This is a genomic window from Luteimonas qiangzhengi (genome assembly GCF_039548515.1).
Lineage (GTDB): Bacteria > Pseudomonadota > Gammaproteobacteria > Xanthomonadales > Xanthomonadaceae > Luteimonas.
The window spans coordinates 1-18,489 of record NZ_JBCLVE010000015.1; the positions used below are offsets into that span (position 1 = coordinate 1).

At 67.5% G+C, this 18,489-nt stretch carries 14 protein-coding genes; 10 read left to right on the forward strand and 4 right to left on the reverse strand.

Annotated features, from left to right (window positions below; translation table 11 throughout):
* Positions 1-495: 495 nt before the first annotated feature.
* From cls to WCE59_RS11915, 5 genes are all read left to right on the forward strand, one after another.
* A complete protein-coding gene (gene cls, locus WCE59_RS11895; RefSeq protein ID WP_343258991.1) occupies positions 496-1,917 on the forward strand; it encodes a cardiolipin synthase in 1,422 nt (473 codons plus the stop codon).
* 75 nt (positions 1,918-1,992) lie between these two features.
* On the forward strand, positions 1,993-5,421 hold the full coding sequence (locus WCE59_RS11900) for a hybrid sensor histidine kinase/response regulator (protein WP_343258992.1): 3,429 nt from the start codon (positions 1,993-1,995) through the stop codon (positions 5,419-5,421).
* A 108-nt stretch (positions 5,422-5,529) separates the two neighbouring features.
* Positions 5,530-6,174 (forward strand): exopolysaccharide biosynthesis protein, encoded by a 645-nt coding sequence (locus WCE59_RS11905; protein WP_343258993.1) that lies wholly within the window; start codon positions 5,530-5,532, stop codon positions 6,172-6,174.
* A gap of 49 nt (positions 6,175-6,223) precedes the next feature.
* Complete coding sequence (locus WCE59_RS11910; protein WP_343258994.1) at positions 6,224-8,044, forward strand: putative nucleotidyltransferase substrate binding domain-containing protein; 1,821 nt, start codon at positions 6,224-6,226, stop codon at positions 8,042-8,044.
* Positions 8,041-8,661: an exonuclease domain-containing protein gene (locus WCE59_RS11915; protein ID WP_343258995.1), complete on the forward strand. Its 621-nt coding sequence runs from the start codon at positions 8,041-8,043 to the stop codon at positions 8,659-8,661. The genes WCE59_RS11910 and WCE59_RS11915 overlap by 4 nt, the downstream gene beginning before the upstream one ends.
* A 123-nt stretch (positions 8,662-8,784) precedes the next feature.
* Here WCE59_RS11915 and WCE59_RS11920 read toward each other — a convergent pair whose 3' ends face one another.
* On the reverse strand, positions 8,785-9,456 hold the full coding sequence (locus WCE59_RS11920) for a response regulator transcription factor (RefSeq protein ID WP_343258996.1): 672 nt from the start codon (positions 9,454-9,456) through the stop codon (positions 8,785-8,787).
* 108 nt (positions 9,457-9,564) lie between these two features.
* A complete protein-coding gene (acs, locus tag WCE59_RS11925) occupies positions 9,565-11,520 on the reverse strand; it encodes an acetate--CoA ligase (protein ID WP_343258997.1) in 1,956 nt (651 codons plus the stop codon).
* Positions 11,521-11,696: 176 nt separating this feature from the next.
* Here acs and WCE59_RS11930 point away from each other — a divergent pair, with 176 nt between their 5' ends.
* From WCE59_RS11930 to WCE59_RS11950, 5 genes are all read left to right on the forward strand, one after another.
* On the forward strand, positions 11,697-13,070 hold the full coding sequence (locus WCE59_RS11930; RefSeq protein WP_343258998.1) for a DcaP family trimeric outer membrane transporter: 1,374 nt from the start codon (positions 11,697-11,699) through the stop codon (positions 13,068-13,070).
* 48 nt (positions 13,071-13,118) lie between these two features.
* Positions 13,119-13,379 carry a DUF4212 domain-containing protein gene (locus WCE59_RS11935; protein WP_343258999.1) on the forward strand — a complete coding sequence of 87 codons (261 nt, stop codon included), beginning with the start codon at positions 13,119-13,121 and terminating at the stop codon, positions 13,377-13,379.
* Positions 13,380-13,389: 10 nt separating this feature from the next.
* Positions 13,390-15,165, forward strand: coding sequence for a sodium:solute symporter family protein (locus tag WCE59_RS11940; protein ID WP_343259000.1), 1,776 nt, complete (start codon positions 13,390-13,392; stop codon positions 15,163-15,165).
* A gap of 141 nt (positions 15,166-15,306) precedes the next feature.
* Positions 15,307-15,837 (forward strand): hypothetical protein, encoded by a 531-nt coding sequence (locus tag WCE59_RS11945; protein ID WP_343259001.1) that lies wholly within the window; start codon positions 15,307-15,309, stop codon positions 15,835-15,837.
* Between the two features lie 63 nt (positions 15,838-15,900).
* Positions 15,901-16,344 carry a universal stress protein gene (locus WCE59_RS11950; RefSeq protein WP_343259002.1) on the forward strand — a complete coding sequence of 148 codons (444 nt, stop codon included), beginning with the start codon at positions 15,901-15,903 and terminating at the stop codon, positions 16,342-16,344.
* A gap of 61 nt (positions 16,345-16,405) precedes the next feature.
* On the opposite strand, the gene actP is transcribed toward WCE59_RS11950, so the two are convergent.
* A complete protein-coding gene (gene actP, locus WCE59_RS11955; RefSeq protein ID WP_343259003.1) occupies positions 16,406-18,067 on the reverse strand; it encodes a cation/acetate symporter ActP in 1,662 nt (553 codons plus the stop codon).
* On the reverse strand, positions 18,064-18,375 hold the full coding sequence (locus tag WCE59_RS11960) for a DUF485 domain-containing protein (RefSeq protein ID WP_343259004.1): 312 nt from the start codon (positions 18,373-18,375) through the stop codon (positions 18,064-18,066). Before WCE59_RS11960 ends, actP begins: the two co-directional genes overlap by 4 nt.
* Positions 18,376-18,489: the final 114 nt, after the last annotated feature.

The following is an 18,489-nucleotide window of genomic DNA, read 5'->3' on the forward strand; positions in this document are numbered from 1 at the left end:
AGCCAGGATCAAACTCTTCACTTAAGTCTTGCAGGGCCGAAGCCCTTAAGTCTTGAGTGCAGTCGTCGTTACCTGAGCCCCAATTACTCGCTTGCATTTGCATGCATTTGAATCTTTGTTGCTCTTGCGACAAACGTCTGCATTTTGTGGATGGTCACCCACCTGCCAGACGCCCGCACAAGTCACCTGCGCACACTGTCAAAGAACTCGGGAACAGGCCTCAGCGCCTGGATCCCAACCCCTCGCAAGTTCTCGAGGGGAGCCGCACATGATAGCGCGGATTTGGTTTCTGTCAACACCTCATGAGGGTGACTTTCTTCCGCCGCTCCCTGTTCAGTCGATGACTGTTCGGGGAGCGAGCCGCACATTCTAGCGCGGGTTTGAAGAAGGTCAACACCTTTCGGGTAAATACTTTCGTGACCGCGTCCCTGCGCGGTTTTGCCTGCTTTTGCACCGCGATGACAGGTTCACCCACCAACATCCAGAATCAGATGCATGCCCGTACATGACTCCCACATCGGCCTATGGCTGCTGGCCATCGACTGGTTGATCCGCATCGCCGCCCTGTTCTGGATCCCCACCCGGACCACGCCGGCCGCCGCGCGCAGCTGGCTGCTGCTGGTCGGGTTCCTGCCGCTGGTCGGCCTGCCCCTGTATCTATTGTTCGGCCATCCCTGGCTCTCGCACGAACGGGTCCGTCGCCAGGCCGAAGCATCCCAAGCCATCCGTGAAGGTCAGGCGCCGCAGGCCGCCCTGCGCTGGACCCCACCCGGCACCGCCGCCGACAGCGAGATCGCGCCCCTGGTTGAACGGCTGGGGGGATTCATGCCGGTGCGCGGCAACTCGGTGCAATTGCTTGATGACTACGACGGCTCGCTCCGGGCGCTGGTTGAAGCCATCGACGGGGCCAGCACACGTGCACACCTTCTGTATTACCTCATGCACGAATGCGCCGTGGGCGAGGCCGTTGCCCAGGCCCTGATCCGCGCCGCCGCCCGCGGAGTGCAGTGCCGTCTGCTGCTGGATGCCATCGGTGCCAAGCAGGGCCTGCGCGCCTATGCCCACAGGCTGCGCACGGCCGGCGTGGAAGTGCACGACATGCTGCCCGGCGGTCTGCGCTGGCGACGCAGCGGACGGATGGACCTGCGCAACCATCGCAAGCTGGCGGTAATCGACGATGACGTGGCCTTTGTCGGATCGCAGAACCTGGCCGCGGCGCAATTTGTGCCCGGACATCCCAACCGCGAGCTGGTGGCGCAGATCCGCGGACCGGCGGTGGCCCACGTGGAAGCCATGTTCGCGGTTGACTGGTATCTGGAGACGGGCGAGCTGCTGGCCGTCTCTCCGACCCGGCCATTGCAGGACGAGGATATGGCCCTGCAGCTGCTGCCCAGCGGCCCCGCATTTCCCTACCCCAACGCCCGCGACACCGTGGAAACCCTGATCCACCTGGCCCAGCGCCGGCTGGTCATCACCACGCCGTACTTCGTGCCCGACGACAGCACCATGAACGCGCTGCGGGTAGCCGCACTGTCGGGCGTTGAAGTGCAGCTGATCCTTTCGGCCAGCAACAACAAGCCGCTGGCCAACCTGGCCCAGGAGGCCTGCTATGAGGAGCTGTTGGCATGCGGGGTGCAGATCTCGCTCTATCGGCCGAACTTCCTGCACGCCAAACATATGAGCGTGGACGAGGAGATCGCCATGGTCGGCTCGCTCAACCTCGACATCCGCTCGTTCGCCCTGAATGCCGAGATCGGCCTGATCTTCTACGACCAGCGCGTGGTGGCGAGGATGCGGGAGATCGAGGCCGGCTATCTGGACGACGCGGTGCACCTGTCACTGGAGCAGTGGCAGCAGCGGCCGCGCTTCAAACGCAGCCTGGAAGCCATCGCCCGGCTGGCGGATTCGTTCCTTTAGGCGGGCTGCGCCGGCGCTGTTCCGCACAAGGACGCGTTGCGTACACTGGGTCGGGTTCGCGCGGGAGGGCGGGAATTGTCGAACTGGGTGCTGCTGCTGGTGTCGCTGGGCTACGCCGGGCTGCTGTTTGCAGTGGCGTGGTGGGGTGACCGTAACCCCGGTTTCACCCAGCGCCCGGCCCTGCGCCCGGTGGTCTACAGCCTGGCCCTGGCGGTGTACTGCTCGTCGTGGACGTTCTACGGCGCGGTCGGCACCGCGGCGCGCAACGGCCTGGGCTACCTGCCGATCTACCTGGGCCCGCTGCTGCTGCTGATCTTCGGCTGGCGGATCCTGGAACGCCTGGCGCTGATCGCGCAGTCGCAGAACACGGTCTCGATCGCCGACTTCATCGGCGCCCGCTACGGCCGCTCGCAGCGGCTGGCGGCAATGGTTGCGCTGATCGCGCTGATCGCCGCGGTGCCGTACCTGGCACTGCAATACAAGGCGGTGGCGCTGAGCCTGCAGGTGCTGGGCGGCGAACGCATGCCGACCGGTACGTTCGGGGACCCGGCGCTTTACGTGGCCCTGCTGATGGCGCTGTTCGCGGCCCTGTTCGGGACCCGCCAGGTCGACGCCACCGAGCACCGGCCCGGCATGATGCTGGCGATCGCGCTGGAGTCGCTGGTCAAGCTGGTGGCGCTGGTGGCGGTGGGGATCTTCGCGGTGTTCTGGTTCGACGGCAGCGAGCTTGCCCTGGCGGATGCCTCGCGCGAGCTGCTCGCCAACACCCCCTCGGTGGGCTTTGCCGGACAGATGCTGCTGGCCTTCACCGCCATCATCTGCCTGCCACGCCAGTTCCACGTGGCGGTAGTGGAATGCGTGGACGTGCGCGACATCCGCCGTGCGCGCTGGCTGTTCGGCGGCTACCTGGTGCTGATCAGCCTGATGGTGCTGCCGATCGCCGCCGCCGGCGCGACCCTGTTCGCCGGCGACGGCTCGGTGCTGGCCGACACCTACGTGCTGGCGCTGCCGCTGGCCGAGCACCGCGACGCGCTGGCGCTGTTCGCCTACGTGGGCGGGTTTTCGGCCGCCACGGGCATGGTGATCGTGGCCAGCGTGGCGCTGGCGATCATGGTCAGCAACGACCTGGTAATGCCGCTGCTGCTGCGACGCGGATGGGCCCAGCGCCACGGCGGCGACGTCGCCTCCACCGTGCTGTGGGTGCGCCGCATCGCAATCCTGTGCTTCGCCCTGCTCGCCTACGGCTACTACCGGGCCAGCGGCAGCGATACCTCACTGGCCGCGTTCGGGCTGATGGCTTTCGCGGCGGTGGCGCAGTTCGCGCCGGCGCTGATCGGCGGGCTGTACTGGCGCGGCGCCAGCCGCCAGGGCGTCGAAGCCGGGCTGCTGATCGGCTTCGGAGTGTGGGTCTACACCCTGCTGCTGCCGACCATGACTGACGCCGGCTGGCTGGGGACGGGCTGGGTGGAGCATGGCCCCTTCGGCGTCGGCTGGCTGCGCCCGCGCCAGCTGTTTGGTATCGAAGGTTGGGACCCGCTCACACACGGCACCTTCTGGTCGCTGCTGCTCAACATCGGCGCGCTGCTGCTGGTCTCAGCACGCTGGCGACCCGGACTGGAAGAGCGGCTGCGGGCGGCACCGTTCCTGGATCCGTATGCCCAGCGGCGGGCGCTGGGTGCGAGCGACTGGCGCGGGGTGCCGATCGCCGACCTGCAGGCGCTGGCGCGGCGGGTGGTGGGTGGCAGCGCGGCCACGCGCGCGTTCACCGATTTCGCAGACAGCCAGGACATCGAGCTCACGCCCGGGACTCTGGCCGACCGCAGGTGGATCCAGTTCACCGAGCGCCTGCTGGCCGCGGCCATCGGCGCCGCCTCCTCGCGCCTGGTGATGACCAGCACCCTGCGCGGATCGGGCATGGAGCTGGCAGAGGTGATGGCGGTGCTGGACGAGGCTGGTCAGGAGCTGCGTTTCAACCGCGAGATCCTCTCCAGCACGCTGGAGAACATCGATCCGGGCGTGAGCGTGGTCGACCACGACATGCGCCTGGTGGCGTGGAACCGGCGCTACCAGGAACTGTTCGACTACCCGGACGGCATGCTCTACGTGGGCCGCCCGGTGGGTGACCTGATCCGCTACAACGCTGAGCGCGGCGAACTGGGCGAGCTGACGCCCGCCGGGATCCAGGACGAGATCGACAAGCGCGTCGCCTACATGACGGCCGGATCGCCGCACTCGTCCGAACGCACCATCGGCAAGGGCGTGGTCACCGACGTGCGCGGACAGGCCCTGCCCGGCGGCGGCTACGTGACCAGCTACAGCGACGTGACCGACTACAAGCGGGTGGAGCGGGCGCTGCGCGAGATCAACGAAACCCTGGAGCAGCGGGTCACCGAGCGCACCCGCGAGGCCGAGATGGCGCAGCAGTCGCGCACCCGCTTCCTGGCCGCGCTCAGCCATGACGTGCTGCAGCCGCTCAACGCCGCGCGCCTGTTCGCCTCCGCCCTGCGCGAGACCGCCGAACCGGCCGAGCAGGACCGCCTGGCCGAACGGGTGGACACTTCGCTGCGCGCGGCCGAGGAACTGCTCGACGGCCTGCTGGACGTATCGCGCCTGGACGCGGGCGCGTTGCAGCCGGAGCTGACCAATTTCGACGTCGGCGAACTGCTGCGCGAGCTGGCAGCGCAGTACGCACCGATGGCCGCAGCGCGCGGGATCGAGGTGCGTGTGCACGCGGGCGAGCTTGCGGTGCGCAGCGACCGCCGGCTGTTGCGCCGGGTGCTGCAGAACTTCCTGGCCAATGCGCTGCGCTATACGCCCAAGGGACGGATCCTGATGGCCGCGCGCCCGCGTGGCCTGGATGTCGCGCTGCAGGTGTGGGACACCGGCCCGGGCATCCCCGAGCACCACATGCGCCAGATCTACGACGAGTTCCACCGCTTCCGCCAGCCGTTCGACTGGGACGAACGCGGGCTGGGCCTGGGGCTGTCGATCTGCCAGCGCATCTCGCGCCTGCTCGACCATCGCCTGGACGCGCACTCCAAGGTTGGCGAAGGCAGCATGTTTTCGATCCTGGTCGAGCGCGCCGACCAGGCCGATCCGGCGCACGGGCAGCCCGACACCCTGGACATGGCCGAACCGCTGTCCGGCCTGCGGGTGCTGTGCGTGGACAACGACCCCGACATCCTGGCCGGAATGGAGGAGCTGCTGACGCGTTGGCAGGTGGAGGTCACCAGCGCCGCCACGGTGGACCAGGCGGTGGATGGGCTGGCATCCGAGCCGAACGTGCTGCTGGTGGACTACCACCTGCATGACCGCTTCAACGGTCTGCAGACCCTGGATCTGCTGCGCGAGGCGCGACCCGGGCTGGTGGGTGCGCTGGTCACTGCCGACGGCAGCGATAAGCTCAAGCAGGCCGCGCGCGAGCACGGCTACCGGGTCCTGACCAAGCCGGTGAAACCGGCCTCGCTGCGCGCCTTCCTGGCCGCGCAGCTGCGCAAGCGCTGAACAACTGCCCGGGGCCCGTTTGCCAGCCGGGTTACACTGCCGCCCCCGCGGCGCGGCGGTCGTACGATCGTCAGGCGGCGGGTTCCACGCGCAGACATGACTTCCACGATGACCCAATCCGGCAACGGACATACCACTTCGCTGGGCGATCGCCTGCAGGCCATCATCGCCGGGCTCGACGGCGAGACCCTCACCCTGGGCCAGATGCTCGAGCGCGTTGGCAGCCAGGGGCTGCTGCTGCTGGCGGCGCTGCTGACCCTGGTGTTCCTGATCCCGGTATCCATCCCCGGCGTGAGCACGGTGTTTGGCGCCGGCATCCTGCTGATCGGCGTGAGCCGGCTGCTGGACCGGCCGCTGTGGCTGCCTGCCAGGCTGCGCGACCGCGAGCTGCCTGCCGAACGGCTGTACCAGATGCTCGGGCGCGGAATGGTCTGGGTGCGCCGGCTGGAACGCATCAGTCGCGCACACCGGCTGCCGTTCCTGGCCCAGGGCCGGGCCATGGACATTTTCAACAGCCTGGCCTTCATCTTCGCGGCACTGCTGCTGATGATGCCGTTCGGGTTCATCCCCTTCAGCAACACCCTGCCCGGTATCGCCCTGCTGTTCTATGCGATCGGCATGATCCAGCGAGACGGCGTGGCGATCCTGCTCGGGCACCTGGCGACGATCGCAACGCTGGTGTATTTCAGCGTCCTCATCGGCGGCGGCGGTTACGCGGCGCTGATGATCTGGGAGCGCTTCTTCGGCGCCTGAGCCTTAAGGCGGGGTTCCCCCGCACCGGGGCCCGTCGCAGAATGCAGGCATGGACCCGATCCCAGGCCTCGATCTCGACCAGCCACCGTTCGATCTGCTCGATGCCCCCAGCCGCGAGCGGCTGCAGGCGTCGGTTGACCTGACCCTGCACCCACCGGGCAGCACCCTGATCGAAGCCGGGCAGCCCTCGCCGCACGTGCTGGTGATCCTCAAGGGGCTGGTGCATGCCTACCAGCCCGGCGGTCAGAGCGGACAGCGTCCGTTCGGCGACTACGGACCGGGCGACGTGATCGGGGTGTGGGCGGTGATGGTCGGGCGCGCGCGCCTGAGCTACCGCGCCCAGACCGACACGCTGTGCTTCCTGATTCCATCCGCGCTGTTCCATCGGCTGCTGGCCGACAATCCCACCTTCGCGGCGTATTTCAACGAAGGCATGGCCAGCAAGGGTCGCCTGGCCGCCGGTGGGCCCGACCACGGCGAGGCGGCCGAGCTGATGCTGATCCGGGTTGCGGACGCCCGGCCCACGCCGCCGGTGCGGGTCAATGCCGACATCACCATCGCCGACGCCACCGCCCAGCTGCACGAGCGGCGGGTAGACTGCCTGCTGGTGGAGGACCCCGCGTATCCGGAGCCCGGCATCGTCACCCGCACCGACCTGCTGGAAGCGGTTGCGCTGGTGCGCGCGCCGCTGGAGGCGGAGGTCGGGCCGCTGGCCAATCGTCCGCTGGTGACGGTGGACACTTCGCAGGCGCTGTTCGAGGCGCTGATCGCGATGACCGAGCGGCGCATCGAGCGGGTGGTGGTGAAGGACCGCGGTGCCATCACCGGCACGCTGGGGCTGGCCGAGGTGCTGTCGCACTTCACCAGCCACTCGCACCTGATCGGCCTGCGCCTGGGACGCGCGCGCACGCTGGAGCAGATCACCGAAGCCGCCCAGGGCATGGACCAGCTGATCCGTGCGCTGCACGCGCACGGCGCGCGCATTTCCTACGTGATGCGATTGGTGAGCGCGCTCAACACGCGGGTGATGGGGCGGATCTTCGACCTGGTGGTGCCACCCGAAGTGCGCCCACACCTGTGCCTGCTGGTGATGGGCAGCGAAGGCCGGCGCGAGCAGCTGCTCAAGACCGACCAGGACAACGCGCTGGTGATCGCCGACGATCTTGAGTGGGACGGACTGGAAGAGGCGATGGAGCGCTTCAGCCAGGCCCTGATGGACATCGGCTATCCGCCCTGTCCGGGCCAGGTGATGGTCAACAACCCGGCGTGGCGGATGACAGTGGGCGGGTGGCGCATGCGGATCGTGCGCTGGCAGCGGCAGACCGACGGCCAGGCCTCGCTGGACCTGTCGATCGCGCTGGACGCGCGCCCGGTGGCCGGCAACGCGGAGCTGTTCACGCCGGTCAAGCGGGGCCTGATGGCGTTGGGCGAGGATGAGGTCCTGCTGCACCACCTGGCCCGGGCGACGCTCAACTTCGATACCCAGCTGAGCTTCTTCGGGCGAGTGAAGTCCGGCGACGAGGGCGTGGACATCAAGAAGGGCGGCATCTTCCCGGTCGTACACGGGGTGCGCTGCCTGGCCCTGCGCCACGGGATCGCCGAAACCGGCACCTTCGAGCGCTGCGAGCTGCTGGCCGAGCGCGGCCACCTGGCCGCGACGCTGGCACGCGACCTGCAGCAGGCGCTGAGCGCACTGCAGCGCATGCGCCTGCGCACCCAGCTGGCGGCGATCGATGCCGGAGGGACCGCCGACAACTTCATCGACACCGGCAGCCTCGGACGCCTGGACCGCGAGACGCTGCGCGACGCGCTGCACGTGATCAAGGAGTTCCGTGAGTCCATCGCCCGCAGCTTCCGGCTGTCCACATGAGCGTGCGCGAACTCAGGCGCCGCTGGCTGGCCAGGCGGCATCGGGGCAGCGAGTGGGAACGGCTGCTGCAGCCGCCCCCGACCGGAGAATGGGTCAGTCTGGATCTGGAGACCACCGGGCTGGAGCCGGGGCGCGACCATATCCTCAGCCTGGCCGCGGTGCCGGTGCGCGGGTCGCGGGTGCTGCTGTCGGAGCGGTTCGAACGCAGGATCCGACCCGACCGCGCGTTCGGCATCGAGTCCGTGCGCCACCACATGATTACTCCCGACGAAGCCGCCAGCGGCATCCAGGTGACCCGCGCGGTGCGCGAGTTTCTGCACTGGCTGGGCAGCCGCACCATTCTGGGCTATCACATCAGCTTCGACCTGGAGATGCTGGCCCCCCACGTGAAGGCGATCACCGGCTTCAACCTGCCGAACGCGCGGGTGGAGCTTGCGGACGCGTTTGCCAGCCACGTCGCCCGCTCGCGCCCCAACGATCCGCACAACCTGGCGTTCACCCACATCGCCCGCACCCTCGGCGTGCCGGTGCTGGGGCGCCATACCGCGCTGGGCGACGCCACTACGGTAGGTCTGTGCTGGCTGGCGCTGCAGCCCCGACCTACTCCACGCCGGTAGGAGCGCGCCATGCGCGCGAAACCGCGTGACATCAATCCGCGCCGCGCGGCTTCGGACAAATCACCGTGACCGAAGCTTCCCCGCAAACCATGATTCACGCGGCTTCGCGCGCATGGCGCGCTCCTACACTGTGGCGTCGTCCTCGAAGCCGTCTGCGTCTGGCGGATCCACCGCGAGGCGTCCGGCCAACAGCACGGCCTGGGTGCGGTTGGAGGCACCGAGCTTGCGCAGGATTGCGCTCATGTGGGCCTTGACGGTGGCTTCGGCCACGCCCAGCTCATAGGCGATCTGCTTGTTGAGCATCCCGGTGGCCAGCATCTGCAGCACCCGGAACTGCTGCGGGGTGAGCTCGCGGATGCGTTCAGCCACATCCTGCTCATCCGGTGTCGCGGCCGGCGCGTTCCCGGCAGCCGCCGGGGCCCAACGATTACCGTCCAGCACCTGCCGGACCGCATCGCCCAGAACCCGTGTTTCCACCGACTTGGGAATGAAGCCCATCGCGCCGTGGTCCAGCGCGCGACGCATCACTGCCGGCTCTTCGCGCGCGGAAACAATGACGACCGGCAGCTCCGGATACTGCGCGCGCAGATACACCAGGGCGCTGAAGCCGTTGGCGCCGGGGATATTGAGGTCGAGCAGCAGCAGGTCGGCGTCGGGGTCCGCCTCGACCATCGCGTACAGCCCGTCGGTGTCCTCGGCTTCGCGCAGGGTGGCGGAGGGAAGCAGGCGCGTAATCGCGCCGCGCAAGGCCTCGCGAAACAGCGGGTGATCGTCGGCGATCAGCAGGGTCGGCATCCGCAAAGACAGCTCGGCTGAACGGAGCCCGAGTGTGCACCATGGGGTCGCGCCCGTCACGCCGGCGCCCTTCCCCGGCCTGCGGGGAAGGGCATGCCATTGCCGCAATCAGCCCGGCTGGCGTCGGTCGTTGACCAGGGCCTCGACCACCGAGGGATCGGCCAGAGTGCTGGTATCGCCCAGCTGCTCGGGCGCGTTCTCGGCGATCTTGCGCAGGATGCGGCGCATGATCTTGCCCGAACGGGTCTTGGGCAGGGCGGGCGCCCACTGCAGGTGGTCGATCATCGCGATCGGACCGATCTCCTTGCGCACATGCGCGATGAGCTCCTTGCGCAGCTCATCACTGCCCTCTTCATCGCCAATCAGGGTCACGTAGGCATAGATGCCCTGGCCCTTGATGTCGTGCGGGAAGCCGACCACCGCGGCCTCGGCCACCTTTTCATGGCCCACCAGCGCGCTCTCCACCTCGGCCGTGCCGATGCGATGGCCGGACACGTTGATCACGTCGTCCACGCGGCCGGTGATCCAGTAGTAGCCGTCGGCATCGCGGCGACAGCCGTCGCCGGTGAAGTAGGTGCCCGGATAGGTCTTGAAATAGGTGTCGATGAAGCGCTCGTCATCGCCATACACCGTGCGCATCATTCCCGGCCAGGCATCGGTAATCACCAGGTTGCCCTCGCCCTCGCCCTCCACCGTGTTGCCGTTGGCGTCCACCAGCGCCGGCTGCACGCCAAAGAACGGCAAGGTGGCCGAGCCGGGCTTGAGGTCGAACGCACCGGGCAGCGGCGCAATGAGGATGCCGCCGTTCTCGGTCTGCCACCAGGTATCCACGATCGGGCAGCGACCCTCGCCGACCACATCAAAGTACCAGCGCCAGGCCTCGGGATTGATCGGCTCGCCGACCGTACCCAGCAGGCGCAGCGACTTGCGCGAAGTGGCCTTCACCGGTTCCTCGCCCTCGCGCATCAGCGCGCGGATGGCGGTCGGCGCGGTGTAGAAGATGGTGACCTGGTGCTTGTCCACCACCTGCCAGAAGCGCGAGTAGTCCGGGTAGTTGGGCACGCCCTCGAACACCAGGGTGGTGGCGCCATTGGCCAGCGGCCCGTACACGATGTAGCTGTGCCCGGTGACCCAGCCGACGTCTGCCGTGCACCAGAACACGTCATCGTCGCGCACGTCGAAGACCAGCTCGTGGGTGTAGGACGCGTACACCAGATACCCGCCGGTGGTGTGCAGCACCCCCTTGGGCTTGCCGGTGCTGCCGGAGGTGTAGAGGATGAACAGCGGGTCCTCGGCGTTCATTCGCTCCGGCTCGCACTCGACGGGCTGGCTGTCGACGACCGCGTCGTACCAGCGGTCGCGCGGCATCTGCATGTCGACCGCTCCGCCGGTGTGGCGCACCACCAGCACCGTCTCGACCGATTCGGTGCCGGGCAATTTGAGCGCGGCGTCGACGTTGGCTTTCAGCGGGACCTTCTTGGTGCCGCGCAGGCCCTCATCGGCGGTGATGATCAGCTTGGCGCCGCAGTTGCCGACCCGGTCGGCGATGGAGTTGGGCGCAAAGCCGCCGAACACCACCATGTGGATCGCACCGATGCGGGCGCAGGCCAGCATCGCGACCGCGGCCTCGGGAATCATCGGCAGGTAGATGGTGACCCGGTCACCCTTCTTCACTCCCAGCGAGCGCAGCGCGTTGGCGAGCTTGCACACGCGCTCGTGCAGGTCGCGGTAGGTGATGTTCTGCGCCGGGGTGTCGGGCGAATCGGGCTCGAACACGATCGCGGTCTTGTCGCCGCGCTCGGCCAGGTGGCGATCCAGGCAGTTGACGCTGACGTTGAGCTCGCCGTCGTCAAACCAGCGGATCCGGAAGTCGTCCAGCGCGAAGCTGGTGTCCTTGATCCGGGTCGGCTTCTTCATCCAGTCCAGGCGCTCGGCGGCCTTGGCCCAGAATGCATCCGGGTCGTTCAGCGACTGGTCGTAGAGGCGCTGGTATTCGTCCTTTCCGATGCGGGCATTGGCGGCGAAATCAGCCGGTACCGGATAGATCTCCCGGGGCGTGGTCATGCGGCGGTCCTCCCAAAAAATATGGTCCTGTCCCAGTGTGCCGCATCAGCCGGGCGGCGCGGCTAGACCTTGGTCTTAGCGCGCCGTATGCGACCAATGGCGAATGGCAGCCGGGGGCACATTGCATTCAGTCTCGCCGGACAGGCCGGTTCCGGCCGCATCTCTTGGGAGGGAGCATGCAGCAGTCCTTGACGTGTCCGCCGTCGGTGCCCGCGCGCCGCCCGCTTGCCGCCGCATTACTTATCGCCCTTCTGGCGCCGGGCCTGGCCCTGGCGCAGAGCCCGCGCGAAGCCGAACTGGAAACCCGCGTGGCCGAGCTGGAACGGGTTGTCCAGCAGCTGCTTGCACAGCAGGAGCAGACCACCACCCAGGTCGAGGAAGTGCGCACCACGCAGGCCCGACAGCCGGCACAGGTGCCTGAAGGCGCCACGCCGATCCAGGCCACCACCATCACCCCGGGCGCCAACCCCGGCACCCGCTTCACCGTGGGCGGCAACGTGCGGGTGGACGGCATGCTTACCCACACCACCGACGGCGACATCGGCAAGAACACCGCCGGCCGCGACTTCTACGTGCCCGGCGCGATCCCGGTCGGTGGCGAGGGTGGCGATGCGTACATGGACGCCCACGCCAAGTTCTCCCGGCTGTGGTTCGACGCCAGCACCGAGCTGGATTCGGGCGACAAAATCGGCGCGCGCTTCGAGCTGGATTTCTTCGGCGGCGCGCTGGGCAACAGCGCGGCCACCAACACCTACGGCGCGACCGTGCGCCACGCCTACATCACCTGGAACAACCTGCTGATCGGCCAGACCTGGTCGAACTTCATGGATACCGCGGCGCTGATCGACTCGGTCGATTTCGTAGGTCCGACCGACGCACTGGTGTTCGTGCGCCAGTCGCAGGTCCGCTACACCAGCGGCCCGTGGTCGGTGTCGATCGAAAACCCGGAAACCACCGTGCAGCCGTTCGCCGGTGGCCCCCGCGTGATCGCCGGCGACAACTCCATGCCCGACGTGATCGCCCGCTACACCCACCGGGCCAACTGGGGCCACTTCGGCGTGGCCGGCATGGCCCGCCAGCTCAAGTACGAGCCGATCGCCGGGGTCGAGGACAGCGCCACCGGTTTCGCCGCCACCGTCAGCGGACTGGTCAAGCTGGGTGATCGCACCGACATCCGCTACCAGGTCACCGGTGGCGAGGGCTTCGGCCGCTACATCGGCCTGGCCACCGTGCAGCAGGACGCCATGGCCGACGCCGCCGGAAACATCGATGCACTGAGCGGTTGGGCCGGCTATGTCGGCCTGCGCCACGCGTTCAACCCGACCGTGCGCGGCAACGTCTTCTACGCCCGCTCGCAGTGGGACAACGACACCGCGCTGACCGGCTTCGGCGTCACCCGCCGGGTGCACTCGGCGCACGCCAACCTGATCTGGTCGCCGGTGCCCAAGCTGGACCTGGGCGTGGAGGCGATCTGGGGCGAACGCACGCTTGAATCGGGCGCCGACGGCGAGCTGATCCGCCTGCACACGATGGCCCGCTACACGTTCTGACAAACGACCGCTACACCAACCGCGTAAACAACGAAGGGGTGGAAGACGATGGAAAAGAGTCCGCAAAACTACTGGAAAGCGAACCTGCGAATAATCTTCATATGCATGGGGATATGGGCCCTGGTGTCGTACGGGTTCGGCATCATCCTGCGGCCGCTGCTGGCCGGGATCCGCATCGGCGGCACTGATCTGGGCTTCTGGTTCGCGCAGCAGGGTTCGATCCTGACCTTCATCGCGCTGATCGTCTTCTACACCTGGTACATGAACCGGCTCGATCGCGAGTACGACGTGCACGAGCACGATCAATAAGGGGCCGGCCATGGATCAATTCACTCTCAATCTCATCTTCGTCGGCGGCTCGTTCCTGCTCTACATCGTGATCGCGATCTGGGCGCGTGCCGCTTCCACCTCCGAGTTCTACGCCGCGGGCCGCAGCGTCCATCCGGTCATGAACGGCATGGCGATTGCCGCTGACTGGATGTCGGCGGCTTCGTTCATTTCGATGGCCGGCCTGATCGCCTTCGTCGGCTACGGCAACTCCGCCTACCTCATGGGCTGGACCGGCGGCTACGTGCTGCTGGCAATGCTGCTGGCGCCATACCTGCGCAAGTTCGGCCGCTTCACCGTGCCCGAGTTCATCGGCGACCGCTACTACAGCCGCACCGCGCGGCTGGTGGCGGTGGCGGCGCTGCTGATGATTTCGATCACCTACGTGATCGGGCAGATGACCGGCGCCGGCGTGGCGTTCTCGCGCTTCCTGGAGGTCGACACCAACACCGGCCTGCTGATCGCCTCGGCGGTGGTGTTCGTGTACGCGGTGCTGGGCGGCATGAAGGGCATCACCTATACCCAGGTGGCGCAGTACATCGTGCTGATCATCGCCTACACCATCCCGGCGGTGTTCATCTCGCTGCAGCTCACCGGCAATGCGATCCCGCAGCTGGGCCTGTTCTCCACCCACGTTGAATCAGGCATGCCTCTTCTGGCACGCCTCGACCAGATCCTGGTGGACCTGGGCTTCAACGACTACACCGGCCTGCACGACTCCCGGCTCAACATGACGCTGTTCACCCTGTCCCTGATGGTCGGCACCGCGGGCCTGCCGCACGTGATCGTCCGCTTCTTCACCGTGCCCAAGGTGTCCGACGCCCGCAGGTCGGCGGGCTGGGCACTGGTGTTCATCGCGTTGCTGTACACGGTGGCTCCGGCGGTGGGTTCGATGGCGCGGCTGAATATCCTGACCACCATCTATCCGGAAGGCACGCAGGCCACGCCACTGGCCTACGACGAGCGGCCGGAGTGGATGCACACCTGGGAAGAGACCGGACTGCTTGCGTTCGAGGACAAGAACAACGACGGCCTCATCCAGTCCTACAACGACACCAACCCCGAGTTCGCCGCGGTGGCCGCCGAGCGCGGCTGGCAGGGCAACGAGATGGTCACCTTCAACCAGGACATCCTGGTGCTGGCCAACCCGGAGATCGCGCAGCTGCCCGGCTGGGTGATCGCCCTGATCGCGGCCGGCGGCCTGGCGGCGGCGCTATCCACGGCGGCGGGTTTGCTGCTGGCGATCTCCTCGGCGGTCAGCCATGACCTGATCAAACGGACGTTCAAGCCCGATATCTCGGAAAAGGGGGAGTTGCTGGCGGCGCGCGTGTCGATGGCGGCCGCGATCGTGGTCGCCACGTGGCTGGGCATGAATCCACCCGGATTCGCGGCCCAGACCGTCGCCTTCGCGTTCGGACTGGCGGCAAGCTCGCTGTTCCCGGCGATCATGATGGGCATCTTCTCCACCAGGATGAACTCCACCGGCGCGATCGTGGGCATGCTGACCGGCCTGCTCGCCACCAGCGTGTACCTGTTCACCTACAAGGGCTGGTTCTTCATCCCGGGGACCAACATGCTGGCCGACACTCCGGAGAACTGGCTGTTCGGGATCTCGCCGCTGAGCTTCGGAGCGGTCGGCGCGATCCTGAACTTCATCGCCGCCTACATCACGATGAAGATGACCGCACCGGTGCCCGAGCACATCCAGCACCTGGTCGAGGACATCCGCGTGCCGCGCGGCGCCGGGACGGCCACCGGCCACCACTGACCGCGACCTGGCCAGGCCTGGCAACCACGGCCCGCTCCCCTCCGGGGGCGGGCCGTTTCTTTCCCGCCACGCCGAACGGCTGGCGGATGCCCCGGCATACAATCGCCGCTCCGCTCCACCACCATTGCACCGGGAGCCCGGATGTTCCTCGAACTGATCGCCATCGTCGCCGCCGGCTTCGGCCTGGCCGGCATCGCGCTCACGCTCAACTTCATCGCCGGCAGGCGGCTGCCGAAGTGGATCTTCCCGGCCTCGGCCGGGGCCGGCATGCTGCTGATGGCGATCTGGCTGGAGTACTCGTGGCTGGACCGCACCTCGGGCAGCTTTCCGCAGGGGGTGGAGGTCGCTTCCAGCAACCAGATCCGCTCCTGGTACCGGCCGTGGACCTATGTGGTGCCGCTGACCACCCGTCTGGTGGCCATCGACCGGCGCTTCAACCGCGAGCATGCCCACATGCCCGGCCATGTCATGGCGCAGGTGCTGCTGGCCGGCCGCTGGGAGCCGACCCGGCAGTTCAGCGCGGTGTTCGACTGCCAGAACCATCGCCGTGCCGATCTCGTCGGCGATGCGCTGCTCAACGACGACGGCAGTCTGGAGAACCTCCGCTGGGTACGCCTGTCCACCGACGACCCGTTGCTGCGCATGGCCTGCACCCCGCTCACCGACGGCTGACAGCCGCGACCGGCCGGGCAGCCACCCGCTACCATGGGTTCACTACCCGAGCGGAGTGAACCCATGTACAAGCACATCCTGATCGCCACCGACGGCTCCGAGCTGGCCGGCAAGGGCCTGGAACACGGCCTTGGACTGGCCGCCGCCACCGGCGCCAAGGCCACCATCGTCACCGTGAGCGAGCCCTGGCAGTCGGTCGACACCGGCCAGGTCTGGGGCGGTTCGGCCAGCCTGCTCGACGAGTACCGCGCCCACGCCCGTGAGGCCTCCACCAAAATCCTCGATGCGGCCGCCAAGCGCGCCAGTGCGCGCGGGGTGGAGCACGAGACGCTACACGTCCCCGATGCCTATCCGGCCGACGCGCTGCTGGCGACCGCCGAAGAGCGCGGTGCGGACCTGATCGTGATGGCCAGCCACGGCCGCCGCGGACTGAACCGCCTGCTGCTGGGCAGCCAGGCCAACGCGGTGATCACCCACAGCAAGATCCCGGTGCTCGTGATCCGCTGAGCGCAGACAGAAAAAAGCCGGGCCGCCATCGTGGCGGCCCGGCCTGTGCAACACCTCCGACTCAGTGATCGCTTGCCGAAGTGGCGCCGATGCCGGTCTGGCTGCGCACGGTGAGCGCCGTGAACGCCTCGCGCTCCTGCACCGCCGCCTTGCTGCGGTCAGTGACCGAGAACAGCCAGATCGCGATGAACGCCAGCGGGATGGAGACGATGCCCGGGTTCGGGAACGGGGTGATCGGCGCAGCGTTGCCGAACACGTCCACCCACACCGTCTGGCTCAGCAACACCCAGATCGCCGCCACCGTCAGGCCCAGGAAACCACCGATGGTGGCGCCGCGGGTGGTGCAGCCGCGCCACGAGATCGACAGCACCAGCACCGGGAAGTTGGAGCTGGCCGCGATCGCGAAGGCCAGGCCGACCATGAAGGCCACGTTCTGGTTTTCGAACACGATGCCCAGCAGGATCGCCAGCACGCCCAGGGTCACGGTCGAGATCCTGGAGATGCGCAGCTGCTGCTTCTCCGTGGCCCGGCCGCGGGCGAACACGTTGGCGTACAGGTCGTGCGAGATCGCTGCCGCGCCGGCCAGCGCCAGGCCCGCCACCACCGCCACGATCGTGGCGAAGGTGACCGCGGCCAGGAAGCCCAGCAGCAGGCTGCCGCCGACTGCGTTGGCCAGGTGCACCGCGACCATGTTGGTGCCGCCGATCAGCCCGTCGATCATGTCGAAGCTGCCGTTGGAGGCGACCTCGAAGAAGGCCGGGTTGCGCACCAGGATCGCGATCGCGCCGAAGCCGATGATGAACGTGAGCAGGTAGAAGTACCCGATGAACGTGCTCGCGTAGATCACCGATTTGCGTGCCTCCTTGGCGTTGGCCACGGTAAAGAAGCGCATCAGGATGTGCGGCAGGCCCGCGGTGCCGAAGGCCAGCGCCAGGCCCAGCGACAGCGCGTTCAGCGGGTTTCCACTGACCTGCGAGCCCGGCGCCATGATCGCACTGCCAGTCGGGTGTATGGCCACCGCTTCGGCCAGCATCGCATCCGGGTTGAAGTTGAACCCGGCCAGCACAAGGAATGCCAGCAACGAGGCACCGAACAACATCAGCACCGCCTTGATGATCTGCACCCAGGTGGTGGCGGTCATGCCGCCAAAGCCCACGTAGACCATCATCAGCGCGCCGACGATGACCACCGCCAGGTTGTACTGGATGCCGAACAGCAGCACGATCAGCTTGCCCGCGCCGACCATCTGCGCGATCAGGTACAGGGCGATGATCAGCAGCGATGCGCTGGAAGCCAGCACCCGCATCCGGGTCTGCCCGAGCCGGTAGGACGTCACGTCGGCGAAGTTGTAGCGGCCCAGGTTGCGCAGCCGCTCGGCGACCAGGAACATCACCACCGGCCAGCCGAACAGGAACCCGATGGCATAGATCATGCCGTCGAAGCCGCTGACGTACACCATGCCGGCGATGCCCAGGAACGAGGCCGCCGACAGGTAGTCGCCGGAGATCGCCAGGCCGTTCTGGAAGCCGGTGATGCCGCCGCCGGCGGTGTAGAAATCGGCCGTGGTCTTGGTCCGCCGTGCAGCCCACCAGGTGATGCCCATGGTGGCCACGATGAAGACCAGGAACATGACGATCGCAGGGGTGTTGGCCTGCCCGGGCTGCTGCGCAAGAGCAGGCAGGGGAAGCAGGGCCGCGGCCGCGGCAATGGCGCGGCGGCTCATGTCACGTCCCTCACGATGGCTTCGATCAGCGGATCGAAATACTTGTTGGAGAAATGTACGTAGGCCGCGATCATGACCACCGCGCTGACGGCAATCACGGTAGCCGTCAGCACGCCAACGCTCATCGTGTAGCCCTGGCCGATCGGCTGGGAGAACACCTCGGGAAGGTACGCCAGGGTAAGGATGAACCCGGCGTAGACCACCATCATCACCGCGAAGAACACCAGGCTGACCCGGGTGCGCTTGTGCACCAGCTCCTGGTACTTCGGGTGCTCCACCACCCGGCGTACAACCTCTTCGTTCTGCATCTCTCCCTCCTCGAGCGCCGCAGCGCATGCATGCTGCCCCGTGCCCGCGGCAGGAGTGCCGGCAGGTTTCAACGGGTGACATCGAGGCCTGAATGTAGGAAGGAGCGGCGGGGG